General features: G+C 47.0%; 17 protein-coding genes. 7 read left to right on the top strand and 10 right to left on the bottom strand.

The window, feature by feature from the left end:
• Positions 1 to 107: 107 nt before the first annotated feature.
• Positions 108 to 2990, bottom strand: a complete 2883-nt coding sequence (rapA, locus tag EPO18_RS07440) for an RNA polymerase-associated protein RapA (protein ID WP_292432588.1) — start codon at positions 2988 to 2990, stop codon at positions 108 to 110.
• 271 nt (positions 2991 to 3261) lie between these two features.
• Here rapA and EPO18_RS07435 point away from each other — a divergent pair, with 271 nt between their 5' ends.
• The 7 genes from EPO18_RS07435 (at position 3262) to nosR (ending at position 11687) form a co-directional block, all read left to right on the top strand.
• Positions 3262 to 3573: a glycine zipper 2TM domain-containing protein gene (locus EPO18_RS07435; protein WP_292432586.1), complete on the top strand. Its 312-nt coding sequence runs from the start codon at positions 3262 to 3264 to the stop codon at positions 3571 to 3573.
• 72 nt (positions 3574 to 3645) lie between these two features.
• Entirely contained in the window at positions 3646 to 4056 is a 411-nt protein-coding gene (locus EPO18_RS07430; protein ID WP_292432584.1) for a glycine zipper 2TM domain-containing protein, read from the top strand.
• A 741-nt stretch (positions 4057 to 4797) separates the two neighbouring features.
• Positions 4798 to 5643, top strand: a complete 846-nt coding sequence (locus EPO18_RS07425; protein ID WP_292432582.1) for a response regulator — start codon at positions 4798 to 4800, stop codon at positions 5641 to 5643.
• A gap of 13 nt (positions 5644 to 5656) precedes the next feature.
• Positions 5657 to 6475, top strand: coding sequence for an HDOD domain-containing protein (locus tag EPO18_RS07420; RefSeq protein ID WP_292432580.1), 819 nt, complete (start codon positions 5657 to 5659; stop codon positions 6473 to 6475).
• A gap of 72 nt (positions 6476 to 6547) precedes the next feature.
• Positions 6548 to 8338 (top strand): bacteriohemerythrin, encoded by a 1791-nt coding sequence (locus tag EPO18_RS07415; RefSeq protein WP_292432578.1) that lies wholly within the window; start codon positions 6548 to 6550, stop codon positions 8336 to 8338.
• 39 nt (positions 8339 to 8377) lie between these two features.
• Positions 8378 to 10183: a putative bifunctional diguanylate cyclase/phosphodiesterase gene (locus EPO18_RS07410; RefSeq protein ID WP_292432576.1), complete on the top strand. Its 1806-nt coding sequence runs from the start codon at positions 8378 to 8380 to the stop codon at positions 10181 to 10183.
• Positions 10184 to 10286: 103 nt separating this feature from the next.
• Positions 10287 to 11687 (top strand): response regulator c-di-GMP phosphodiesterase, NosR family, encoded by a 1401-nt coding sequence (nosR, locus tag EPO18_RS07405; RefSeq protein WP_292432574.1) that lies wholly within the window; start codon positions 10287 to 10289, stop codon positions 11685 to 11687.
• A gap of 53 nt (positions 11688 to 11740) precedes the next feature.
• Here the strand turns inward: nosR and EPO18_RS07400 are convergent, their stop codons facing one another.
• From EPO18_RS07400 to EPO18_RS07360, 9 genes are all read right to left on the bottom strand, one after another.
• Positions 11741 to 12667, bottom strand: a complete 927-nt coding sequence (locus EPO18_RS07400; protein ID WP_292432572.1) for a GNAT family N-acetyltransferase — start codon at positions 12665 to 12667, stop codon at positions 11741 to 11743.
• A gap of 44 nt (positions 12668 to 12711) precedes the next feature.
• Positions 12712 to 15483 carry an ATP-binding protein gene (locus EPO18_RS07395; RefSeq protein ID WP_292432571.1) on the bottom strand — a complete coding sequence of 924 codons (2772 nt, stop codon included), beginning with the start codon at positions 15481 to 15483 and terminating at the stop codon, positions 12712 to 12714.
• Positions 15480 to 16649, bottom strand: coding sequence for an urea ABC transporter substrate-binding protein (locus EPO18_RS07390; RefSeq protein ID WP_292432570.1), 1170 nt, complete (start codon positions 16647 to 16649; stop codon positions 15480 to 15482). Before EPO18_RS07390 ends, EPO18_RS07395 begins: the two co-directional genes overlap by 4 nt.
• Positions 16650 to 16686: 37 nt before the next feature.
• Positions 16687 to 20514: a response regulator gene (locus EPO18_RS07385; protein WP_292432567.1), complete on the bottom strand. Its 3828-nt coding sequence runs from the start codon at positions 20512 to 20514 to the stop codon at positions 16687 to 16689.
• Between the two features lie 143 nt (positions 20515 to 20657).
• Entirely contained in the window at positions 20658 to 20810 is a 153-nt protein-coding gene (locus tag EPO18_RS07380) for a hypothetical protein (protein WP_292432565.1), read from the bottom strand.
• A complete protein-coding gene (locus EPO18_RS07375; protein WP_292432562.1) occupies positions 20807 to 21187 on the bottom strand; it encodes a response regulator in 381 nt (126 codons plus the stop codon). Before EPO18_RS07375 ends, EPO18_RS07380 begins: the two co-directional genes overlap by 4 nt.
• 17 nt (positions 21188 to 21204) lie before the next feature.
• The gene (locus tag EPO18_RS07370) at positions 21205 to 23841 is read right to left on the bottom strand and encodes a PAS domain S-box protein (protein WP_292432560.1); all 2637 of its coding nucleotides are present in this window, start codon (positions 23839 to 23841) and stop codon (positions 21205 to 21207) included.
• Complete coding sequence (locus tag EPO18_RS07365) at positions 23838 to 24917, bottom strand: HD domain-containing phosphohydrolase (RefSeq protein ID WP_292432558.1); 1080 nt, start codon at positions 24915 to 24917, stop codon at positions 23838 to 23840. Before EPO18_RS07365 ends, EPO18_RS07370 begins: the two co-directional genes overlap by 4 nt.
• 14 nt (positions 24918 to 24931) lie before the next feature.
• Complete coding sequence (locus tag EPO18_RS07360; protein WP_292432556.1) at positions 24932 to 25843, bottom strand: PilZ domain-containing protein; 912 nt, start codon at positions 25841 to 25843, stop codon at positions 24932 to 24934.
• Between the last annotated feature and the right edge of the window lie 96 nt (positions 25844 to 25939).

The raw sequence follows: 25939 nt of genomic DNA, 5'->3' as shown, positions 1-25939 counted from the left end.
ACGATTGGCAATCGCTGGAGCGTTGCCGAATGCGTTCCCACGCCGGAGCGTGGGAACGATTAATTTTCTTTCGTGCTTTTCGTGCTTTTCGTGGACAGTGAGTAATATCAACTGGTAATCACAAACCTGACCGCATCCAGTCTTAGCTGCGCGGCCTGGATGTTTTCATGAGCCAACATAGTCATATCCTTTAGCTGCTCGATTTCTTCAGTCCTGATAGTCGGATTCACCTTTTTCAGCCTGACCAGACGTTTGATTTCATCACTTAACGATGCCAACATGGCTTGAGTTGCCTGATCGACTAACTGTTCCATCTCGGCTTTGGCTTTTTGCTCGGCCAGATTCAACAAGTTAATAAGATGGGGCCGTTGACTGTTCAAAAAAGCGATGATTTTATGCTTATCAAACTTGATACCGGCGTCAACCAAATCACGATGGTCAATGGCTGCACTGACATCCTTTTGATTCTGATCTATCAACACCCGAATCGGCGTATGGGGCAAAAACCGCCCGATTTGTAATTCGGCGGGGGCACTACACTCGACAATAAACAAACATTCCAGTAGAAACTGTCCCGCTTTAAGAGTGCTATGTTTGATCACACTGATCGCAGCGTTGCCGGTTTCGCTGGATAGCACCATATCCATCGACGCCGTAACAATCGGATGCTCCCAAGTCATAAACTGCATATCTTCCCGCGCCAAGGCAATCTGCCGGTTAACGGTGACAGTCATGCCGTCTTCAGTCAATCCGGGAAAATGCGAAACACGCAAATGATCGCTGGGACGGACAATAAAACAATCCGGCGAATGAAACTCGGTATCCACGCCGTAGCATTCAAACACATCTTCCATATAAGGCCAAAGCACGCCTTCCTTCTCGTAAATGTTCAACTGGCCGATAAGCTGATCGGCCAAGTCCTTGCGGCAGGAGTTCAATTCCAGCAATTGATCGCGACCGTTATGCATTTGAGCTTCAAGCTCAATACTGAGTGCCTGGGTCTTGGCGATAAGCGCATCAATTTCGGCTGGACTTTTACTATCCAAAACAGCCGCCAACTCATCGTGCAAAATATCCGCAACCCGCTGAGCCGATGAGCTGTTACAGGCAAACGCATTCAAGCCTTCATCATACCAACGGTACAGCACCGCGCACTCGGTGTGCTCAAGATACGGCACATGAATCTGGATAATGTGTTTCTGCCCGATACGATCAAGACGGCCTATACGTTGTTGCAATAAATCGGGATTGGTCGGCAAATCCATCAGTATCAAATGATGCACAAACTGGAAATTCCTGCCTTCGCTGCCGATTTCAGAACAAATCAACAGCCGCGCCGCACTGTCAGGATCCGCAAAGTAAGCCGCCGCCCTATCGCGCTCGATAATACTCATGCCTTCATGAAATACGGCCGAAGCAATACCGGCTCGGTTTTTCAGAGTTTGCTCCAGATCAATCGCGGTTTGCGCATGTTTACAAATCACTAGTGCTTTATCGCCGGAGATGGTGTGTATGCCGCCAACCGACTGGGAGCTGGTGCGGTGTTGGCCGGCCAATTGCTTAACCTTTTCTACCAGCCACAAATAGCGTGGGTCTTGTTGCAAATCATCGGTATTTGGTTTGCCGCTTAAGGCGTAACCGTATCGCTCCCGCTCGGGAAAACCCTGTACAGTTTGCCGCGAATTCCGAAACAAAATCCGCCCGGTACCATGGTGATCCAACAACACCTTAATCAGCGCATCGCGTGCCGACGCCGACTTTTCAGGATCGCTCAGGTTTCTTACCAAGCCGTCGACATTGTCATCTTTTAGTAGCGCTGTTAAATATTGTTGCGCCTCTTCATCCAGGACTTGCTCCGCCAGCAATAACTTGGCTGCGTTGGCTACCGGTTCAAACAAGCGTTCTTCTTTAATAAAAGCCGCAAAACTATAAAACCGATCAGGATCAAGCAATCTTAACCTTGCAAAATGGCTCTCCTTGCCTAACTGCTCAGGGGTTGCCGTCAATAAAATAAGACTGGGAGAAATTTGCCCGAGCTGCTCAACAAACATGTAATCGGGGCTGGGCGCTTGTTCGCTCCATTCCAGATGGTGCGCTTCGTCGACAACCACCATATCCCAACCCGCTTCTATGGCCTGTTGCCGGCGGCGCGGATAATTAGAAAAAAAGCCTTGGCTGCATAAAATCAGTTGTTCGGTTAGAAATGGGTTATCGGCATCTTCTTCGCCTGTTCTTTCCAGCGATGGTACGGCATCGTCGAGCATATCGTCTTCGACATAAGCGCCAAGGCAGCGCGCCTCGTCAAAAATACTGAAACGCAGATTAAAACGCCGGAGCATTTCCACCAACCATTGATGTAGCAGAGTTTCCGGCACAATAATCAACACTCGGTTGCTCAAGCCGTTAATCAGCCGATGGTGCAAAATCAGGCCGGCTTCAATAGTTTTGCCCAAACCCACCTCATCTGCCAGCATGATTCTCGGTGCAGACCGATTAGCCGATTCATGGGCAATAAACAATTGGTGCGGAATAAGCGAGGCACGACCGCCCAACAAACCTTTAACCGGCGATTGCTGATGCTGTTGCAGTCTGCGCCAGGTTTCATAACGCAGCAAAAACCAAGCGCTAGGATCGACTTGCCCAATAAATAACCTATCCTGAGGCTTGTTAAATTGAATATGATGATTCAGTTCCACCTCATCCAGCCGGACTTCCTTTCCATAGGCGTTTTTGCCCAAATAAGTGATCAAGCCGTCTTGCTCAACTGAACTTATTACGGTCACTTTATCCTCATCAATCGACTCGATAACGTCACCAGCTGAAAACCGGACGCGCGTTAGCGGCGCATTATCTTGCGCATACATACGTTTCTCGTCACAGGCCAAAAAAAGCACTGTGACTCGCTTATGGGCCACATCAAGAATAAGACCTAAACCAAGCTCTGACTCGGTGTTACTAATCCAGCGTTGGCCGGGAATAAACTGTTCCATTTATTAAGATACCATTAAGATTGGGTAAATAATGATTCAAGTAGGCTAATATTATAAGCGACCCAGAGGAATTATTCCGGCAATTAATTGTTATATGAAGCGGGATATGACTCGAATGTAGCTTTTAACATCGCCCATCAAACAGCTGCATTTATTAAGCAGCCATTAAGGTTAAAGCGAATAATATGAATCCAAAGTTTATCACTGGCTAACCTGCCTTTGCCGACTCAAGATAGAACTCAAACAGAATAATTTTTTAAGGAAGATCACTATGAAAAAATCGTTTTTTTTAATCCCGCTGTGTGCATTTGCAATCATTTATTCATCTGCATCCTACGCATCGGGAGGTGAAGGTCGCGGTCATGGCAAAGGGCATCATAAACATCATCATTCGGAAGATAGATATTACCCTGAGCATCCTCGACATTCGAACTATCAGGATCCGCGCTCCCATCAGGGTTTGGCCGGTGGCGTTGTAGGTAGCGTTTTAGGTTACGAAATAGGTAACGGCGACCCTATCGCTACCGGACTGGGAGCTGCCGCAGGCTCTTACCTCGGCAATGGAGTCGCTGGAAGACATTAATCGAATTTGATATACCGACAAGCTTGTTTTGTTAACCGAACATCGAATCATATGATTCAAAGGAAAAATTCCATGAAAAAATTACTTTTTTTAATTCAATTAACTACCGCTGCAATCCTGTTTTCACCGCTATCTTACGCTGACGGTGATCATTGGAGGCATCATGGCCACGGTCACGGTTGGGGACACCATGGCCACGGCTGGGGACATCATCACCACCATGACTATTACCCTCAACCACAGATTAACTACTATCCTGCACCGCAAATTAACTATTACCCTCAACCGCAAGTTAATTATTATCAGCGGCAAGCACAGTATCCTCGCGATCCACGTTCTCACCAAGGATTGGCTGGAGGTGTAATAGGTAGCGTTTTCGGCTATGAACTGGGTAGTGGCGACCCTCTTGCCACCGGATTAGGCGCTGCTGCCGGTTCCTTTCTAGGCAATGAAGTAGGCGATAGCTCTAGGGGAAGATGGTAATTTTATCTGTCGTGAAACATTTAATTAATTGAACAAAAGGGATTCAACACTGATTATCAGGATGAATCCCTTGATCCTCCACTCAAGCAAAAATCTTGTAAACTTACTCTCCCCGTTAAATATTTCCATCTGCCTCACACTTGAATTAGCTGCATTTCCATAATATACCCTTAATCGTCAAGAATTCCGCCAGTTCGCGCTTGTGTCTGTTAACGATACTGCGCCTCACAAATGCTCTGCTGTTTGCAGCAGCTCTTGAAAAATCAGAAGGCAACTCCTCAACACATATCGCTACAGGGCAATCTCGCTATCTATCCTTTTGCGGCCAAGGCACGGTTGGTTTTGACGCTGACCACAGTGAGACGACAAGTCCAACGAGATCGAGATATAGTCAAATCTGGTGTACGGGCAATTTGAAGTGCTATACTTGGGACCCTGAAAATAGAAGAGTCTAATTTTATCAAAGTAAATTGAGTATCAGATGGTTTGATTATCATTAACCTAAATGGTTAATGGCCGATTTCATCGACTCCAGGCGCCAAGCCTGCCCCATAAGAGCCCCTGAGTCTGCTAGCAAGTGCGTGGATATTGATTTTGTATAAATACACTTTTCCACGCGCTACGTGAAAACAAAAATTGATTCGGTAGAAACCATCCTGATTTTGACTTTTTCGAAGCCCTCCTGCGCTATTTTTATTTTAGCTTAAATGGTGAGCTCTGAAATACACACGAGATCCGCTTATGACAGAGATACCACAAATCTCCCGCATCATTCTGCTGGTGGATGATGAAATTAACATCATTAATGCTCTTAAGCGCACTTTACGATGTGATAATTATACCATCCTGACCGCCAATAGCGGTGAAGAAGGGCTTGCCTTATTGGCAATGCACGAAGTGGGCGTCATCATTGCCGATCAACGCATGCCGCACATGACCGGCGTGGAATTTCTACGTAAGGTTAAAACACTTTATCCTAAGACATTACGCATTGTCTTGTCCGGCTATACCGAACTTGAATCAGTCACCAGCGCCATTAATGAAGGTGCGATTTATAAATTTTTAACCAAACCCTGGGATGACGATTTGCTTCGGGATAACATCCGCAATGCATTTCAGCACTATGAAATGGAACAGGAAAATTTGCGTTTAACCTTAGAACTTCAGTCTACCAATGACGAGCTTTCCATGCTCAATCAAAACCTTGAGCAAAAAGTGGTCGATAAAACCCGTGAAATTATGCATAGTATTAATTTATTGCAAATTTCACAGGAAATTCTTGAGCATTTACCGATAGGCATCATCGGTATTGACGAACACAATATGATAGTAGCGTCCAACCGACGCGCCGAGGCTCTTTTCTGCCGCGCTCCCAATGCCTGTTTGCTCGGTCTTATAGCTGGCGAAGCTTTACCCGAGGCTTTATTGCAATTATTACAAAAAGCCTATTCCAGTAACTTTGCTCAGTATGATGGCGGTATTGTAGCCTTGAATGAAAGTGTTTCCACGCATGTATTAATAAGCGCAATGGGAGACACCAGCCAATCGAAAGGAACCATTATTGCATTGTCGCCGTTAAAAAATTGAAAGGATCGTTAAAATGCTCACCTTAAAAAATAAACTTGTGCATTTGTCTAATTTACCAACAATGCCGGTATTGCTTATAGAGGCAATACAACAAATTGATAATGAACAGAATCTGACGGCACTGGTTGATAAGATCGTTCAGGATCCATCCATAGCAATACGGATTTTACGTATTGCTAATTCACCTTTCTACGGTATGTTCAGGGAAATAGGCTCTTTGCGCGAAGCTATTGTATTACTGGGTCTTAACCGAATAAGAGACCTGTTGCTTAGTATTTGTTTTTCAAACGTGCTGTCTACACAACACAAAGACTTTGATCATCGCCAACTCTGGCATCACAGCATGGCCGTTGCCGAATGCACTCGACAACTTGCAGGCTATACCGGTAATAGTCCTGAATTTGCCTTCACAGCAGGATTATTACATGACATTGGGCGTCTGGTGATTTTTCTACTGTTTCCTGATGAATTCATCCGAATTTTTAATGAGCCCGCCTCCCCCCTGATAGAAACGGAACAACGCATATTAGGCTTTGATCATGGGGAAATAGGCGGCAAGGCGGGGCAGCACTGGAATCTCCCAGTAGCTATTCAAGAAGCTATCGAGCAGCACGAAACCCCGCCTGTACCCGGCTCACTCAAGTCGCTCGGGTTGCTGGTCTATGTAGCCAATTTATTGATTCATAAAATCGAACAATCCGATGAATCCGCTTTGGAGAAAGACGAATCCATTCACTCCGCTCTTGATATACTCAACATTTCATTAAACCAAGCAGTATATTGCGCTAATAGCGGACAACAGTTTGCTGATCAAATGCTAGTCTTATGTTAAACAGAAAAATATGTGGTCAAAGGATTGTGCCATAATACATAACATATCGTTCTTAAATTTCTTAAAAATAACATGGCCATTTTGAATTGGAATGATCAACTGGTGCTAGGTATAGACTCCGTTGACAAACAACATAAACATCTTATCGATTTAGCCAATCAATTGGACGAAGCTGTCGCCATTGGCGCTGACCGCGACACCATTATCAAAATTGTAGATAACTTAATTGATTATACGGTGTACCACTTTCAGCATGAAGAACAACTGATATCGGCTGCAAAGTTTAATCCAACAATATATGCCGTACATGAAGCGGGGCATAAAGAATTTGTCGCAAAAATGATAACGGTCCAGCGCGAAGCCGAGGCCGATATTAATGCTCTTTCGGATGACTTAATGGACTACTTGGTCAACTGGCTTTACCACCATATCCTCAGTACCGATAAACAAATGGCGCTCAGCCTTATTAACGGCATTGATGCGGCACAAATCAGCATCGATAAACAAGAACACCATGAAATTATGCAGAGCAGTCTATATTCGGCCTTACGCGAAAGTGAAAGCCGCTTTAAGGAATTAGCCGAAAATATTTCCGCATTAATCTGGATTACCAATACTAATCATATGCCGATATTTTGCAATCACTTTTGGTTTGCCACTTTTAATTTACCGCCCGAGATACCCAACCGCGAACAATGGCTAGACGCCATTCATCCCGAGGATCGGGACAAAGTGACCCAAACCTACATTCGTGCAGCTGAGGAACGCAGCAAATTCAAAATTCAATACCGTTTGCTGAGCACTAGCGGCAAAATCACCTGGATCTATGAAACAGCCGCTCCCAGAGTGCAAAAAAACGGAAACTTTGCCGGCTTAATGGGCTGCGGCATGGACATTACCTCGCAAAAACAAGCCGAAACAGTGCTCGCTCGCAGTAATGCACAATTAGAAGAAGAAGTTGAAAAGCGCACCCAGGAACTCATCGAAATTAACCGAACCTTGGAATCTGAAAAAAACCAACAGTTGCTGCTGAACATTCAATTAAAAGAAGCGCAAACGCAACTGTTGCAATCTGAGAAAATGGCGTCTATCGGTCAATTGGCCGCCGGCGTGGCGCATGAAATTAATAATCCTATTGGCTATATCAACTCCAATCTGACCTCCTTAAAAAATTACATTGATCATTTGCTGGCACTGGTGGCGATTTACGAAAAATCTGAAGCCACGAGCGTCAATACCGAGCAACTCGCACAAATTAACGCCTTTAAACAAAAAATAGATCTGGAATTTCTAAAGACTGACGTACTCGATTTATTGGAAGAATCTCATGAAGGCGCGACACGGGTGAAGAAAATTGTTCAGGATCTTAAAGACTTCTCTCATCTTGGTAGTGACGATGACTGGCAATGGACTGATTTACACGTAGGTCTTGAGACCACACTCAATATTGTTAACAACGAAATTAAATACAAGGCAAAAATTGTCAAAGAATTTGGCGACTTGCCTGAAATAAAATGCTTGCCGCACCAGCTTAATCAGGTGTTTATGAATTTATTAGTCAATGCGGCCCACGCTATTGAAAACGAAGGCATTATCACCTTACGTACCGGAACAATAAATGATCACGCATGGGTAGAGATCAGCGATACCGGCAAAGGCATAGCCCCTGAGCATCAGAGTAAAATTTTTGATCCCTTTTTTACTACCAAGCCGGTCGGTAAAGGGACAGGATTAGGCCTTTCGGTTTCCTATAATATTATCAAAAAACATCAGGGAGAAATTCAACTGACCAGCCAATTAGGTCAGGGAACGACATTTCGGGTTGTCTTACCTATTGCCGGAGCGAATATTGAAAATGCGTAAACTGGTGATTAAGCCAATTAGAATAAAGTTGGAGTGATTATGCTGACTGATCTGTCAAACGTTGCTAACGATAAAGCTAGCGTTATATTGTTTGTCGATGATGAAGCGAATGTGCTTAAAGCCCTACGCCGCTTATTTCATAATGGACAATATATCACCTACTTTGCCTCAAGCGGTGCAGAAGGTCTGGAAATATTACGGCAAAATACCGTTGACTTAGTTATTTCCGATATGCGTATGCCGGAAATGAACGGTGCGGAATTTTTAACCCAGGTATTCATGCAATGGCCGGAGACCATCCGCATTTTACTGACCGGCTATGCCGATTTTCAATCAACGATTAATGCTGTCAATAACGGGCGTATTTACAATTATTGCAATAAGCCCTGGAATGATGAGGAACTTAAATTACTGGTTCGCAATGCCTTAGAACAAAAGCGCCTGCGCGAAGAACGGGACCGTTTATCCGATATAGTTCATCAGCAAAATAAAGAATTAAAAGAACTCAACGAACACCTGGAAGAAAAAGTCGAACATCTGGCGTTTTATGACCAGCTCACCGGTCTGGCTAATCGGCGGCTTCTCTACGACCGGATAAAGCAGGCATTGGTTTTCAGCGCACGTAGCGGACGGATGGGAGCTTTATTATTTATTGACCTGGATAATTTTAAGACACTCAACGATACTATCGGCCATGACATGGGTGACTTGCTGCTACAACAGATTACACAACGTCTTCGCTCTTGTGTGCGCGAAGGCGACACCATTGCTCGTCTGAGTGGCGATGAATTCGTGGTGATACTGGAGGAGTTGAGTAAACAGGGCCTTGAAGCGGCGGTACAAGCCGAAGCCATTGGCAATAAAATTTTGAATATCATCAATCAGCCTTACCAGCTTGCTTCACACGATTATCGTTGCACTGCCAGTATCGGCATCGCTTTTTTTAGTGATCGCGACCAGTCTAAGGAAGAACTATTGAAACAGGCTGATATTGCCATGTATCAGGCTAAGACGGCCGGCCGCAATACTTTATGCTTCTTTGATCCGCAAGTGCAAGCCAATCTTACTTTCCGCGTTGCACTGGAAACAGATTTGCGCTTGGCATTAGCAGAAAACCAGTTCAAACTTTATTATCAACCACAGGTTAACCACAAAGGCAAAATCATTGGCGCTGAGGCATTGATTCGCTGGGATCATTCACAACGTGGATTACTCTCCCCATTATGTTTTATTCCCCTAGCAGAGGAAACCGACTTGATATTGCCCATTGGGCAATGGGTTTTGGAAACGGCTTGCGCACAGATCAAAATCTGGGAAAGCAGTATCCATACCCAACATTTACAACTTGCCGTCAACGTGAGCGCAAAACAGTTTCATTTGGCCGATTTTGTGGAACAAGTGTGTCGAATTTTACACCATAGCGCCATCAACCCTAAAAGACTTAAGCTGGAACTGACGGAAACTCTGCTACTCGATAATATCGATAACACCATCTTCAAGATGAAAGCACTTCGCGAAATTGGCGTGCACTTTTCGATGGATGACTTCGGTACAGGCTATTCGTCACTATCCTATCTGACACAATTACCGCTCAACCAACTCAAAATTGATCAATCCTTCGTGCGCAACATCGGCGTACAAACCACCGATGCCGTGATTGTGCAAACGATCATCGGCATGAGCAACAATTTAAACATGGAAGTTATCGCGGAAGGTGTGGAGACTGAAGAACAACGTAAATTTCTTGAACAACATAACTGTTTGACCTATCAAGGTTTTTTGTTCAGCAAACCGGTGTTGATTGAGCAGTTTGAATCGTTAATGACACAAAACAATCAGTATTGATAATGAAAACAGCAAATTGGCAAGTAAAAGTTTTGCATAATTCCATTTGGCAATGTTTATTATTGCCGATCAAATTGATTGAAATAATGGAGCTGGAGTGATTATGCCGACCGATCTGTCAAACGTTGCTAACGATAAAGCTAGCGCGATATTGTTTGTCGATGATGAAGCGAACGTGCTTAAAGCCCTGCGCCGCTTATTTCATAATGAACAATATATCACCTACTTCGCCTCAAGCGGTGCAGAAGGTCTGGAAATATTACGGCAAAATACCGTTGACCTAGTTGTTTCCGATATGCGTATGCCGGAAATGAACGGTGCGGAATTTTTAACCCAGGTTTTCATGCAATGGCCGGAGACCATCCGTATTTTACTGACCGGCTATGCCGATTTTCAATCAACGATTGATGCCGTCAATAATGGGCGTATTTACAATCATTGCAATAAACCCTGGAATGATGAAGAACTTAAGCTACTGGTTCGCAATGCCTTGGAACAAAAGCGCCTGCGCGAAGAACGGGACCGTTTATCCGATATAGTTCATCAGCAAAATAAAGAATTAAAAGAACTCAACGAACACCTGGAAGAAAAAGTCGATCAACGTACCGAACAACTCAGCAATGCTATGAAGCATCTTGACCGGGCAAATAAGAATCTGAAAAAGCAATATATTGATTCGATTAAGGCATTCTCGCGTATTATTGAAATGCGCCCCGGCATTAAAAGTGGACAGTCAAAATATGTCGCAGAAAAAGCTTTACTGGTTGCGCGCGAACTGGGCATGAATGAAGAGGAGAAGCAAAATATTTTTTATGCCGGATTGCTGATACAAATTGGCAAGATGAGTTTGCCGGACAATTTGCTGGCAGAGCCTTATTACTCAATACCTCTTGCCGACGTACGCCGCTATTTAAGGCATGCGGTAGAAGGTGAGGCTTTATTGAAGGGATTGACTCAATTAAAAGGCGCTTCCATTTTAATTCGGCATCAATACGAACGCTATGACGGCTCAGGCTTTCCCGACGGTCTGGCTAAGGAAAAGATTCCGCTGGGATCTCGCATTCTAAATGTGGTAGGCGATTATATCGCCTATCTTGAGGGTTCAATGACAGGTGAAGTAATGTCTGTTAATACTGCGGTCAGTCAATTAATTAGTCGAAAAGAAAGCTATTACGATCCTGATGTTATCGATACTTTCATTAAAACACTCAAAGCAGATCAAACTTTTGAAGAAGAAGCGGAACTCCCTGTGGTTAAAAAATCATGGAGGAACAGCAGGCTAGTTGGCGGACCGCAAAGTAATACTTTTATGGAGCGCAACCCGATTATTGAAATCACATGGATACAACTAAAACCCGGTATGGAAGTGGTTAGCGTCTATTTTGAAGGTAAACCTTATATTAGAAACTGTATTGTGGATCAAAAAATAATTAACAACATCATTTCATTAAAAGAAAACACTGGTGTGAGTCCTATCATTAAAATTCGTATGGGCACAAAATAGCCGGTAAACATAAATCCGCTCCAGGCAGATTTATGTTATTCGATGCGTGCGGCTCAACCGGTTTCCGGCAAAAAGCTTGGCAAACTCACCCCATTAAATGCTTGAAACTTGCCTCGCACTTGAAACAGGTGCGTTTCCACATTACGCGCGCCCCAATCGTAAAGCGTTTCTACCAGCTCACGCTTCTCCACCGGAACTACAAACAGCGGCGTTGCGCATCGAAAACGCTCTGTCGCGTGCAGCAATAACGCCAATGCTGCTTTTTCGCTACGCGACACGCAAGGCCCAAGCATATTAAGTGCAGGATGTTTGATTGATATCATAAACCCATCGATAACTCCGCTACTATTTTCGATCACCAGAGCCTGTAACACACCGCGCGGATTTTCGATGGCATAGCGGTAATCGTTTACGCGACTGATGCCGCTAACTTCCATTTCCAACGCTGCCATGGAATCGACATCAGTAGATACAGCTTCACGTACCTGATCACGTAGCGGATAATGCACTTGAAGTCCTTTGGCCGGCACCGGCAGCACCATATCATGATAACTGCCGCGGGGAATGAAGCCTGAACGATTGTATAGAGAAAATGAATCCATATTCATAGCGCTGCTGACCAACCGTAGCGCCGCATACCGGTGCGACTCGGTATAATCGACAATATGATTGACCAGCGCCCGCCCTACCCCACAATGGAAATATTCAGGATCCACCGACATTACGCCGAGACTGACATGATGCTCACGTGGATGATAAAAACAGGCGCCCATGAGTTTACCGTTGTTGGAATCAAAGGCGGCAATACTGCCACCGGGGCTGATGTCGTTGTAAACATCAAGAAAAATACCGGTCTGCTCCGGCGCACAACCGAAATAATCGGACGGCCAGCCGTGCGCGCTATACCAAGTATTGAATGAGCGATGTAACATCAGTGCATATGCATCTCGGTCATCGTCAGAAAGCGGACGTAGCAGCATATTAATCTCCTTTCAGCCGCAATGTGGTTAAAATTCCCATACTTTTAATCGTTGCCTTTAAGTAGCGTATCCAGCAAAGCCAGAAGCTTGGGAATATCCAGCGGCTTAGTCAAATAATCGGTAAAACCGGCTGTCAGTCCTTTCTTAATATCCCGCTCCATGGCGTTGGCGGAGATGGCGACTACCGGAATATCGCAAATAATGGGATTGTCCTGTAAATGACGCAAAGCTTGAAATCCGTTCATGCCCGGCAGGTTGATATCGAGCAATATAAGATCGGGATGATGCGCTGTAGCGATTTCCAGACCTTGCTCGGCATTACTGGCATCAAGCAGCAATAGATTGGTATGCGTAGAAATTATTTTCCGTACCAGGCGCAGATTGGCAGGATTGTCTTCGATATAAAGCACTGTGCGGGTTTTAGTATAAGTGTTCTGCATTGCTTCAGTGACACCGGAATCCGCTAACGAAACTACCGCTTCCGCCGCAGGAAGCTCAACCCAAAAAGTGCTGCCTTTATCGACGACACTTTCTACGCCTATACTACCATTCATCGCCTCTGCCAGATTCTTGGAAAGCGCCAAGCCGATACCGGTGCCCTCAATACCGTCATAAGCCGTTTCTATACGCTCGAAAGGTTTAAACAAGCGCGGTAGAGCATCAACCGCAATACCGCGCCCGCTGTCACACACCACAAGCCTGACTCTTCCTTCCGCTACGTATTGACAGCTAATCCGGACGTTGCCTTTATCATGATTATATTTAATGGCATTAGACAGCAGATTGAGCAAAATCTGGCGCAACCGAAGCCGGTCGGCCTGCACGGTACCCATACTGTTTAAATCCAGCTTCAAATCGATTTGTCGTCCAAAAGCCAATGGTTGTAACAATGCCATGCACTCCCCGATCAGCGGCTGGACTTCTACCGGCTCCAGCGACAGCTCAATCCGGCCGGTCTCGATACGCGCCAAATCCAGTATCTCATTGATCAGTTCCAGCAGATGCCGTCCGGCATGGAGAATCTCGTGTATATTGTCAATTTGATCGGGCGTGAGAGGAGTTTCCTCATCGGTTTCCAGTAATTGCGCAAAACCTATAATGGCATTCATCGGCGTACGCAGTTCATGGCTCATACGCGATAAAAATTCAGACTTGGCATTATTGGCTCTATCGGCTTCTTCTTTTGCCTTAAGCAACAGCGCGGTGCGCTGTTGTACGCGCTGTTCGAGCTCTTCATTAAGATATTTAAGCTCCAGTTCGGTCCGCTTAAGATCGGTGACATTCTGCACCGTGCCTGCTGACCGGATTGGCTTGCCATCGGTGTCAAAATAAGATGCACATCGTTCCGTCACATACTTAACCCGCCCGTCCGGCATTAACAAACGGTGGGTAATTTCGTACGGTTCCCGAGTCAGCAATGACCGGTTGTAAGCCTCATTCACTGCATCGCGGTCCTCCGGATGAATGGCGTTTAGAAATGCCTGATAGGTTGCGCCGAACAAATTTTTGTCGATTTCGAACAGTTGGTAGATCTCATCGGACCAGATCAATGTTCCATTGCTTAAATCCAGCTCCCAACTTCCTAATTGGGCAATATGCTGTGCATCATTTAACTGCTCCATAGCCCGCCTGATATCGGCTGTACGCTGCTCGACCTGCCGTTCAAGATTCGTATGCTGAAATTGCAAATGCTCCGTCATAGTATTGAAAGAAACAGCAAGTTGTTGAAATTCATCACATCCGACCAGCGGGGCGCGATGATTTAAATCCCCTCCTGCAATCCGTTCCATAGCAGTTACCAACTGCCAAATGGGCGCTACCAAAGTACGGCCAAACAGCAACGCCAATATGCCCGCCGCCAAAAACAGGAAACTCAGCGCAACTAGGCTGAATTTCTGTAACAGGTAAAGCGGCGCAAAAGCCTCGGCAATATCAATTTTTACCACCATGCCCCAGCGCAACGAAGGGAGGTAGCGCCAAGCGGCAATTACCTCAACACCTGCGTAATCATGGCTAATACCCTTGTCATGCTCGCCGGTAAGGGCCGATTGCATTGGCTTGGCTACCTTATCCAGAGTAACACGATAGCGGAACGCCGCATCCGGAACGTGCCGCATAATACCTACATACAGAGCTTCATTACCCTCAAGTTGTGCCAATATTGTTTCGCCTGTCACGCCCAAACCGGTGGTATCGCCGGTGACGACAGTCAGCTTGTCCAAATCCATTTGCAAAGCCAGAGTACCAATCATCTTACCCGCTTTAAATACGGGAGCGACTAGGAAAATAGCTGGCTTTCCAGCAGATGGGGCATAAGGCTTAGCCTGCGTAACTTGCGCATCGAGCAGCGCAATGGCTTCCCGATGAGCGTCTGCCAGAGCTGTGCCGCGATAAGGCCCGGTATTGAGATTGGTGCCAAAATCAGACTCATGCCGGATAGAAAACACCACATTGCCGGCCATGTCGATCAGCAACAAATCATGGTAATGCACCTTCTCAAACAGAGCGTGGAAATGATCGCCATAAGCCTGTTTCTCTGCTTGATAGTGCTGCGAATCTATGCCTTGACTAGCTTGCAAGGTCTCGGCGGTATCGATAGATTTGGCCAAGAACCAGGTGTCGGTCAGTCGTTCGTTAATATAGGTGTTAATCTGCTCCGCCTTTTTGTCGGCAAGGGAGGACAGATTTTTCAGTGTCGACTGCTGTAAGGAGTGTTCGAAGTTCTGAACATAAAACCAAGCCAGTCCCGCCAGCGGCAACGGCGAGAGCAGCAGAAAGCCCAGCATCAGACGCGAAGTAATTTTACCGAAAATCATGGCCGATCTCGCTCAAGCAGAACTTGCCATTCGTCTCTGGTGCGATAGCCTGGCCAAGGGTATGGCCGTAGCGGCGCACTGGACGCAAACACCTGCTCGAACTGTCCGTCTGGTCGCACCTTGCCTACTCGCACCATCTTCCACAAATGGCGGGTGTCCGCATCCACCGCTGCTATCCCGGAAGGGCTCTTGATGCTCTGCCGCAAAAGAGCGGGGTCAACCCGGCTAGGCTCACTGGACTCCACATCCTGCACAGCCTGAGCCCATAATTTTACGCCTACATAAGCGGCTTCAACCGGATCGCTGATTACTCGGTCAGTGCCGAACCGAGTCCGATACGCGTTAACGAAACGCTGATTTTCTTCCCCTGGCAAAGATTGAAAGTAACTCCAAACACCGTAATGCCGGGTAAGTTGCCCGCCGTTCCATGCGAGCATGCCGCCTTCTTCCACACTAAAAGACACCAACGGCAGGTCGCTTAATCCGGCCTTGACCAGAGCGGCAAAAAAAGCGGCGTTACTGTCTCCGTTGAGCGTATTAAGCACCACGTCCGGCTTTTTCCGGGCAATATCCGTAATAATGGCTTCCATGTCGGAGCTCCCCAATGGCTGATAGCGTTCACCGAGGATTTCACCCTCGGAAGCGTTAATCAGATCACTGATGATGATATTGGCAGTGCGGGGGAAAATATAATCCGAGCCCACCAAATAAACGCGCTGTCCGAATTTCTGCATCGCCCAACGGGTACCTGGAACGATCTGTTGGTTGGGTGCAGCGCCGCTGTATAAAATATTGGCCGATTGCTCCATACCTTCATACTGCACAGGATAAAACAACAAATGCCGGTGTTTTTCGACTATCGGTTTTACCGCCTTACGGCAGGCTGATGTCCAGCAACCGAACAGGACACTGACATGCTCCTTTTCAATTAACCGTTCGGCCTCAGCGGCAAATACCTCTGGATCGGACATACCATCGACCGCGACCACTTCTAACGGTTGACTGAGCAATCCCCCTTGTTCATTAATTTCTTCTACTGCTAAGCGCACCGCATCCAACAACGGTCTTTCGCTGACCGCCATAGTACCTGTCAACGAATGCAATACGCCGATCTTTATACTGTTTACCTTAATCGAATAATGCCGCCTGATTATAGTTACGGCCATAATCACAACGCCTATTAACGCAAGCGCTATAATAAGTTTATGGCTTTTTTTTATGATCATAAGGAAGCAGACGGCTCACGGTTTCAAGAAAATGCCTGATGTTGACAGGCTTGGTAATATAATCATTAAAACCTGCTGCTATACCCCGCTCAATATCGCGTGACGTCGCATTGGCACTGATAGCGATCACCGGCATGTTTTTTACCGAGTCCATAGAGCGTAATATACTCAATACCTGATAGCCGTCCATGCCCGGTAGATTAATATCGAGCAGAATCAAATCGGGATGATGCACTGAAGCCAGCTCCAGCCCCAATTCCGGATTATGCGCCGTGATCAACTGCAACTGTGGGATCCTGTCCAGGATCTGGCTAACCAATCGAAGGTTAGCCGGGTTATCCTCAATATAAAGCATCGTATACCGGCATTCATCGGTAAATATCGTCCCAGCTGTCATTGCCTGTTTCAAGTCATTGCTTTCGGCGATCCGTCCCGAAGTCGCTTCCGGCAATTCAATCCAAAAAATACTGCCCCGCCCCACCTTGCTCTCCATATCGATATTACCGCCCATCATTTCCGTAAGCCGCCGACTGATAGTCAGGCCAATACCGGTACCTTCAATATCGGTTTCTTCCGCACCCAGACGCGAAAACGGCTGGAAAACCTCTTGCTGCCGCGTTTCCGCAATGCCGTACCCGGTATCAGACACCGCCAGACGTACCCAACCGTCCCGAATAGTAACCTGAATCGATACTTCTCCTTGCGGGCGATTGTATTTAATAGCATTAGACAGTAGATTTATCAGCACCTGCTTTAGCCGGGTACGGTCTGCGCGTATTACATAATCATCAATTGGCGCATCATCTATAGTGATGCCTTGCACTTGGGCAATCGGCTTGACCAATGCTACACATTCCGTTATGAGTTCGGTGCTATGCAACAGTTCTAATGACAAATTGATCTTGCCTGATTCAATCTTGGCCAAATCCAATACTTCATTGATAAGTTCCAGCAAATGGCGGCCAGCCTTGAGTATCTCATCGACATAATCTTTTTGCTCCTCATTGAGCGCGCCATCTATTTCCAACAGCTGTCCAAAACCCAGAATGGCGTTCATCGGTGTGCGTAATTCGTGCGACATGCTGGACAAAAAATCCGACTTGGCGCTGTTGGCGCGCTCTGCTTCATCACGGGAATTGATCAGTGCCTGCTCAGCCAGTTTCAATTCAGTCACGTCCTGCACGGTACCAATCAGGCACACGAGCCTCCCCTCCGCGTTACGTTCCAGTCTCGCCAGCTCATGCACATAGCGCACTTCACCGTCAGGACGGATAATGCGATGAAACATGCTATGGATACCGGTTTCTGCAGCGTACCGTTCGCTTTCACGCACCAGCGCTATATCGTCAGGATGCACTGCGTCTAAAAAACCTTCGACACTTGGCGTATAAGTTGCCGGATCCTGTCCAAAAATACGGTAGATTTCATCCGCCCAACGCATTTCGCCGGTTGAAAGATCGGCCTCCCAATTACCCAACTTTGCCAAGTTTTGGGACTCTTCCAAGCGTATGCGACTCTCCGCCAATGCCAACTCGGCAAACTTGCGTTTGGTAATGTCCTGCACCACGCCGAGCATATTCAGCGGCGTACCGTCCGCATCGCGCACCACATCGCCACGCTCCATCAGCCAGTGCACTGTACCGTCAGGCCATACGCAACGGTGTTCGATATTATATTCGAAACCTAATTCCACACAGTCATTAACCGCATCAATCACTTTCTGCCGATCATCAGGGTGCACTGCATCAAGAAACTCTTCATAGGTATGCTTCTCCTGCTTATCCTCAGGGCAACCGAACAATGGCGGTATACGTTCCGACCAAAGAAGTTGACCGGTCTGGATGTTCCAGTCCCAAGTGCCGATGTTCGCGTAGAGCTGACTGCGACGTAACCGCTCTTCGCTTTGAAGTAGAGCATCCTCGGCCTCGCGGCGCTTGGTGACATCATCGGAAATACCGATGAAATGAGTAAGACGCCCCTGTTCGTCATGCACTGGCGCTATGCGCAAGTCATTCCAAAACGGCGTACCATCCTTGCGGTAGTTATGCACCAGCGCCTCTCCGGCACGCCCCGCCCGCAACGCTGCACGAATTTCATCCAGACTCGGCTGACCAACTTCTTCACCTTGCAAAAAACGGCAGTTGCGTCCAATCACTTCATCGCGGCTATATCCGGTGATACGCTCAAAGGCGGGGTTGACATAAATCAACGGCATATCGGGCTTGCCGGCATACGCCATACTAATGCTGCTGGTACTGGCTTCCACAGCACGCTCTAAAAGACGTAATCGCAACTCGGCTTCTTTAATGCGAGTTATATCGGTGCGGATCGATACGTATTGGTAAGGCCATCCGGCTTTATCCAAGAAAGGCACAATACTGGTTTCAACCCAATATAGGCTGCCGTCTTTACGCCGGTTGCAAACTTCACCCCGCCAGATATTGCCTTGCGTAATGGTAAACCATATATCACGGTAAAATTCGGGAGGATGTTCGCTCGACTTGACGATACGATGATTTTCACCCAACACTTCGTTTCGGCTGTAACCGCTGATCTCACAAAATCGCTCATTAACATAAATAATTACGCCGGCCATATCTGTCGCACTAACAATGGCATGGGCATCAAGCGCCTGCTGCTGACGTTCTCTCTCATAAAGCGTAGCGCGTAGCGACTCCGCTTGCTCCCGTGTCTGGCGAAAACGTCTTGCTTGCAAAGCCACCGCCGCAACCAAATGACGAGGATCAACCGGTTTGGTCAGAAAATGATCGCCACCGCGATTGAGTGCTAATAATTGCTTGGATACACTAGTCTCTGCCGAAAGATAAACAATCGGCATCTGGGCATACCGTTCATCATCCCGCAAAATGGCCGCCAGCTCCGGGCCCGAGCATTCCGGCATATACATATCCAATACCAATACCTCGGCCGCGAAACTCTCCAGCATTTCCAGAACCTTTAGAGGATCGGCCGATTCCAACACCGTCATGCCGGATTGTCGCAGAGTCTGGCCTTGAGTCATCAACTGTTCAGGGTCATCATCGACCAGCAACACGCGAAAAGGCACTCTCGGCATTAACGCTGCCGAGTCGGCAACCACTCGCAGCAAAGCATCCCTATTCACCGGCTTGGTCAGATAACAGGTAGCACCTGCACGATAGGCGGCAAGCTTCGCCGCCATATCTTGCCGAACTGAAATGAAGATGACAGGAAAACTGTTAAGGCACTGCTCTTTTAGTTTTGCGATAGCGCGTGCGCCCGCATCGTCGCCTTCCGGAAACATCATATCTATAATTACCGCGGAGGGAGGCTCGAATGTTAGGCTGGCGGCGCTGAAGTCCGCAAGTTTATGAAATACATCAATCCGATAACCCGCTTGTTCGAGCACGGAGCGCAGCCAGTCGGTCTGCTCCTTATCATCGTCCACTACCACAATATGAGGAATTTTTGTCGGTCCCCGCCGAACATGAGGGACGAAACTGGAACTCGGGTTGACTGTCTGTGCTTCAAGACTCGCCAAGGCTTCACGTATGGCGTCCAGCCCTTGTTCATCCAATATTCCATCAACAGGCATGGCTGCCACGATCTGTTCCAAAGCACGCGCCGCCTCGGAAACCAACACCAGACCATGAACGCCCGCGGCACCGACCAAGCTATGTGACTCACGATACAAGGCCGCTATAGATTCCGACCGGCCACATTCAAGATCGGACAGCAAAGTTTTAAAAATAATTAACCGACTCGGCAGACGCGCAATAAAATCTTCCCGCATTTTGGAAAGAGAGATCTGAATGTCATTATCCATGGTCGGTTCTTGTTATAGTTGATCGATAATCAAAAGGTGAAGGATGGGTAGAGCAACGCGAAACCCATCGAATGAGCTATAACAAAACCTTGTACATCAATGTAAATTATTTTGTTTATAACATTCATTTAAGATGTAGATGATTAAATTTCCAATAAACCTAAAAGTCGAATATGATCGCTCCGCCGCTGCCCGGAAGTACGCTTGACCAAATCATCTAAATTACTTTCTAACTGCTTGGCGTACTGTTCGGATAAAACCTTAAGCCGGACGGTAAAATCGACGGAATCGGTCATAAGTTGCGCTCCCAAATTTGCCGTATCTGCGTCGCCAGCGTCATTGGGTCGAAAGGTTTGGCAATAACGTTCAGTGCTCCTAACGCTTGATAATGCGCTACTTCCGACGGCTGCACTTTCGCGGTAAGAAAGATCACCGGAATGGCGGCAGTAGTGGAACCGGCGCGCAAGCTTTGCAAGGTGGCCGGTCCATCCATACCCGGCATCATCACGTCAAGCAGGATTAAATCCGGCGCAAAGCCGCCTACTTTATCCAAAGCTTCCTGTCCGCTACTACAGATCATCACCTGATAGCCTCCTACCATTTCCAGCGCCAGTTTAGCCACGGCCTGAATGTCCGGTTCGTCTTCAACGTAGAGTATGCGTTTCAGGTCCATAGTGCTTTTCCTATGTTTTAAGCGTTACCGGGAAGAAGCCGTTTCAGGGTATCGAGTAAATCCTGATTGGGAATGCGCGTCTTGAGCAATGCCGCCTGCACATGATCTTGTTGCTCCTCGGTCATTTCGGAGCCGGATAACACCATCACAGGAGGTTTAGTATTTAGCCGCTTCAAATCGGCCAATAGCTCCCAGCCGCTACCGTCGGGCAAACCTATATCCAGCACCACCAGATTGTAACGCTCCCGTGCTAATTTAGAGCGCGCTTCGGCCAGATTGTTAGCGACATCGAAATCGGCAACATCGCGGCCGATTGTCGCAACTACGTGTTGCAAATCAATATCGTCTTCTACATGCAGTATCTTAGGCTTGTTAGCCGATTGTATCGGCACAAAACGAGATAAAGTTGTGATCAGCTGCTCTTCCTGAATCGGTTTATCGATCCAGGCAATAGCGTTAAAGTCGCCATTGAGTGTAAGTTTGCCATCTTCTGTATAAGCCGAGACAATAATGATAGGCAGCGTCTCGGTCGCGGCTTGGCTGCGAATGCGGCGAATCAGCGAGACACCGCTTTGATCCGGCAACATCAGATCCAAGGTCATCGCTACGTATTCGTTATGCGCAAGACAGTTAAGGGCCGTCTCGCCGTTGGCGGCCACATCCACCTGATAGCCGGCGCGATTCAGTATAATCGATAACAATGACGCTATGTTCGGGTCATCCTCCACCACCAATAGGCGTGGTTTTCCCGACATAGATGTGTCAGGGAGTTGCTGCGTTATTTTCTGCTTTCGCCAGACCGGTAATTGAAAATGAAAACACGCGCCCCGGCCTTCTTCGGAATCGAAGCCTATCAGCCCGTTCATGCGTTCGATGAGCTCCTTGCTGATAGCCAGTCCCAGCCCGGTACCGCCTTTTTGCCGGGTATCCGACGAATCCGCCTGGGAAAATTTTTGGAAGATGCGGCTGCGAAACTCATCAGAAATGCCGGGGCCGTGGTCGATAACTTCGACCTGAACCACATCTTTTTGCAGCCGCACGGCAACTTCGACCTGAGCGCCGGAAGGCGAAAATTTGGCCGCATTGGATAGAAAATTGGTTAGTACCTGTTGCAGCCGTCCGCTATCAACCCGCACCTGCACATCGTCGGCTCGTTCGATCAACTTAAAACGCACCTGATATTGATCGCCGTAGAAACGGACAGCCTCCAACGTTTGTTCCACTAACGGCATTAATAGCTGCAACTGTAAATCCAACTGCATTTTACCGGCAGCCAGTTTTTCCATATCCAACAGATCGTTGATCAGCAGCGCCAGACGTTTGCTATTTTTGAAAGCAATATCGAGCATCACTTTCGCCTGCTCCGGCAGTTCGCCCAGAGCGCCTCCGACAATCAAGCCCAATGCTCCACTGATAGAGGTCAGCGGTGTCCGCAGTTCATGGCTGACTGTGGAGACAAATTCGGTCTTCATCAAATCCACCCGTTTGCGTTCGGTAATATCCCTAACCACACCGATGAACAATGGCTGCCCTTGATGAATACTCTGCGACACGGCAAGATCTATCGGGAAGATAGTGCCGTCCTTGTGCAGCCCTTCCACCTCGCGGCCGCTGCCGATAATGCGCGGTATACCGGTTGCATGATAATTTTGGAGATAACAGTCGTGTTTGCTGTGGTGAGGCTCGGGCATCAGCATATTGACGTTCCTGCCGACAATCTCATCCGCCGTATAGCCGAAGATATTCTCGCCGGCAAGATTAATCGATTGAACCGTACCCCGGCTGTCAATGGTAATGATGCCGTCGATAATATTATCCAGGATAGCCTGAGTATATTGAGCATTCTCGTGCATGACGCGTTCCGCCGCCTTGCGCTCGGTAATATCCCGCACCACATTCACGAACAACGGCTCCTGTCCCTGTTCAGACACTAACTGGATGGAAACTTCCACTGATATGATGTCACCATTCTTACAACGGTGAACTGTTTCAAAAATAACTAATGTTTTCTCGCCATCCAGCAGCGGACGTAAACGTTCGCGAAAACCTGCCTCTGTGAACTCAGGCTTGATATCCAATGGAGACATTTGCAGCAATTCCTCGCTGTTATAGCCCAGTTGAATCGTTGCACCCAGGTTTGCATAGGTAAAGCCCAAAGTATCAGGCCGAAACATGAAGATGCCATCGTGAACCTGATCGAGCATGTTCTTGAACTCTTTAACAACCTTGTAAGCCTGGATTTCCTTGGTAATGTCATGGGCCATTCCGAGATAACCGGTGATATTCCCCTCCAGCGAACGCATGACCGTTATGATCAGCGATACTTGTACCTGCCGGCCATCCGCACAGACATAAGTCCATTGCCGTTGTTCACGCCCATGCAGTTCGGCATTCTGGACAAAAACCCGAAAGCCCTCAATCGGAAAGCCGTATTCCTGAGACAATTTCAAACCACGGACAGCAATCTCGGAAGCAAGATGAAATAATGCGGGAGTATGTTTGCTAACTAACTGCTCGGCACTATAGCCCAGTAACAGTTCGGCGCCGCGATTGAACACAGTAATAACGCCATGCGGATCGGTAGCGATAATAGACACTTCGGTCGCGGCATCGAGCACATTACTCAATAAGGCGGATTGATCCGGATGGGTCATTTATTATGTTCCGGCTCGGAAAACTGATCGCAAATATTAAGGATTTCCGGCAATAGCTTCATAAAGACATCCACAAGTTCAGGGTCGAAATGCGTGCCGCGATTTTCCTTGATCCAGTCAACGGCTGCCTCAACGGTCCACCCTTTTTTATAGGGCCGCGCCGAAGTCAAGGCGTCGAACACATCAGCCAGCGCCGCAATGCGCCCCACTAATGGAATAGCCTCGCCGGACAGGCCTTGAGGATAACCGCTGCCGTCCCATTTTTCATGATGGGTAAGTGCAATTTCGCCTGCACTTTTCATCAAATCGGAATCGTCGCCTTCGAGAATATTTGCCCCGATAATGACATGAGTTTTCATGATTTCCCATTCGTCGGGTTCGAATTTGCCGGGCTTAAGCAGGATATGATCGGGAATACCGATCTTGCCGATGTCGTGCATCGGACTGGCATGCAGTATTAGTTCGCAGTCAGCCTCATTCCAGCCAATCGCTTTTGCCAGCAAGGCCGAGATATGGCTCATACGCAGAATATGATTGCCGGTTTCGTTATCGCGATATTCAGCGGCGCGGCCCAGCCTTTGCACTACCTGTAGCCGAGTTCTGCGTAACTCGTCGGTACGTATCTGTACCATTTCATCCAGCACGTCTTTCTGGTCATAAAGCAGGCGATGCGCCAATTGTGCATCAAGCATATTGCATACCCGAGCCAGCAGTTCGTTACGATCAAAGGGCTTGGTAATGAAATCGCGCGCGCCCGCATTGAGTGCGCGCAACAAAAAATCCTGACCATGCTGGGCGGTAAGTATAACTATGGGCGGAAATAGCGGGTCGCCAAGCGACTTGAGCTGCTCCATTACTCCGAAGCCGTCCAAATGAGGCATATTGATGTCCAGCAAAATCAGGTCGATACGTTGCTGCCGATAGATATCCACTACCAATGTCGGATCCTGCACCAATACCAGATTGAGATAGCCTTGAGCAGACAACATTTTATCCAGTAGTTTCAGGTTTACCGGCTCGTCATCTACAATCAAGATGCAGGCAGTCTCCTTTTTGTATATGGCGTTCATTTTCATGTTTATTATTTATCCTACATACCAAACAAAATATAGCAGGTGATGGCCGCAATGACTATGCTCATTATTTTGATTTTATTGATTAAAGACTGCTCCCGCCAAAAAAACAGCAAGCTTGCTTTCTTGAACGCATAGGCTGTAAACAGATTTCGCTTACAACGCCGACAAAAAGACGGCACCCTCCGCCCCAGAAGGTAAAGGCCATAAACAATAAAAGATAATATTATATAAAAGACGATAACCTGAGTTTGATGAAGATCGGTACTAAAAAAGTGTTCGACAAGGCGATCGAGATTTAATTCGATAAACTCAAATGAAAGATGGAGGATGTGGAGGAATAGCTCGAACAGGAAATGGAAAAATTCAAACAACAAGCCGAATACAACATCGGGAAAAGCAATAACAGTAATGACAGCGGCCAAAAAAAGACCGTGAACCCAGTTTTGTTGCTTTCGCTTTTTATCCACATGCTTGATTAATAAATCACGATCTTCATCTTTCATATCGATAAAATGAGCGCCAACAAAACAAGGATGCGGACTATCGTTTGGACTATCCTCTGACTGAAGGTGTTTGCAATAAACAACTTGGCTGTACGTTATGATGACCGCCATGCTGGATGCCGGCTTTATCTTGATGACTAGAAAATCGCCTGCTTCAAGCGCATCTTCACAATAAAAAGCCATTCCGCTGGCACTGATGTTAACATTTTGGCTTTCGTGTTCGTTAAACTGCAAATCCTCCGATCCGGGCAATAACGATGTTGTATCCTGCAGTATATTTTCAATATCTGTAGAAAATGAATGGTCATTAAAAACATTATCGGAAATAAGGTGCGGATCGGTCACCCATTTTTCATCTATTTTTTTGTAAGAGAGATTAACTTCATCATAAATTCGAAAATAACCTCTTCGATTTTTCCTCATGTTGACCTTGTCCATAATCTACAACCTCTAAACTTTTTATTGCCAGGATTTGATTACATTTACCGCTCTTCAAGCATGTTTGCGCTGTTGAACAAT

This window comes from Methylobacter sp. (genome assembly GCF_004322395.1).
Taxonomy (GTDB): Bacteria; Pseudomonadota; Gammaproteobacteria; order Methylococcales; family Methylomonadaceae; genus Methylobacter_A.
The sequence above is the reverse complement of the archived record's forward strand: the minus strand, read 5'-3'. Positions and strand labels throughout refer to the sequence as shown.

What these genes read in the sequence shown, in the direction of transcription:
- rapA (WP_292432588.1), bottom strand. Translation starts at nt 2,990, where the DNA reads ATGGAACAGTTTATTCCCGGCCAACGCTGGATTAGTAACACCGAGTCA.
- EPO18_RS07435 (WP_292432586.1), top strand. Translation starts at nt 3,262, where the DNA reads ATGAAAAAATCGTTTTTTTTAATCCCGCTGTGTGCATTTGCAATCATT.
- EPO18_RS07430 (WP_292432584.1), top strand. Translation starts at nt 3,646, where the DNA reads ATGAAAAAATTACTTTTTTTAATTCAATTAACTACCGCTGCAATCCTG.
- EPO18_RS07425 (WP_292432582.1), top strand. Translation starts at nt 4,798, where the DNA reads ATGACAGAGATACCACAAATCTCCCGCATCATTCTGCTGGTGGATGAT.
- EPO18_RS07420 (WP_292432580.1), top strand. Translation starts at nt 5,657, where the DNA reads ATGCTCACCTTAAAAAATAAACTTGTGCATTTGTCTAATTTACCAACA.
- EPO18_RS07415 (WP_292432578.1), top strand. Translation starts at nt 6,548, where the DNA reads ATGGCCATTTTGAATTGGAATGATCAACTGGTGCTAGGTATAGACTCC.
- EPO18_RS07410 (WP_292432576.1), top strand. Translation starts at nt 8,378, where the DNA reads ATGCTGACTGATCTGTCAAACGTTGCTAACGATAAAGCTAGCGTTATA.
- nosR (WP_292432574.1), top strand. Translation starts at nt 10,287, where the DNA reads ATGCCGACCGATCTGTCAAACGTTGCTAACGATAAAGCTAGCGCGATA.
- EPO18_RS07400 (WP_292432572.1), bottom strand. Translation starts at nt 12,667, where the DNA reads ATGCTGCTACGTCCGCTTTCTGACGATGACCGAGATGCATATGCACTG.
- EPO18_RS07395 (WP_292432571.1), bottom strand. Translation starts at nt 15,483, where the DNA reads ATGATTTTCGGTAAAATTACTTCGCGTCTGATGCTGGGCTTTCTGCTG.
- EPO18_RS07390 (WP_292432570.1), bottom strand. Translation starts at nt 16,649, where the DNA reads ATGGCCGTAACTATAATCAGGCGGCATTATTCGATTAAGGTAAACAGT.
- EPO18_RS07385 (WP_292432567.1), bottom strand. Translation starts at nt 20,514, where the DNA reads ATGGATAATGACATTCAGATCTCTCTTTCCAAAATGCGGGAAGATTTT.
- EPO18_RS07380 (WP_292432565.1), bottom strand. Translation starts at nt 20,810, where the DNA reads ATGACCGATTCCGTCGATTTTACCGTCCGGCTTAAGGTTTTATCCGAA.
- EPO18_RS07375 (WP_292432562.1), bottom strand. Translation starts at nt 21,187, where the DNA reads ATGGACCTGAAACGCATACTCTACGTTGAAGACGAACCGGACATTCAG.
- EPO18_RS07370 (WP_292432560.1), bottom strand. Translation starts at nt 23,841, where the DNA reads ATGACCCATCCGGATCAATCCGCCTTATTGAGTAATGTGCTCGATGCC.
- EPO18_RS07365 (WP_292432558.1), bottom strand. Translation starts at nt 24,917, where the DNA reads ATGAAAATGAACGCCATATACAAAAAGGAGACTGCCTGCATCTTGATT.
- EPO18_RS07360 (WP_292432556.1), bottom strand. Translation starts at nt 25,843, where the DNA reads ATGAGGAAAAATCGAAGAGGTTATTTTCGAATTTATGATGAAGTTAAT.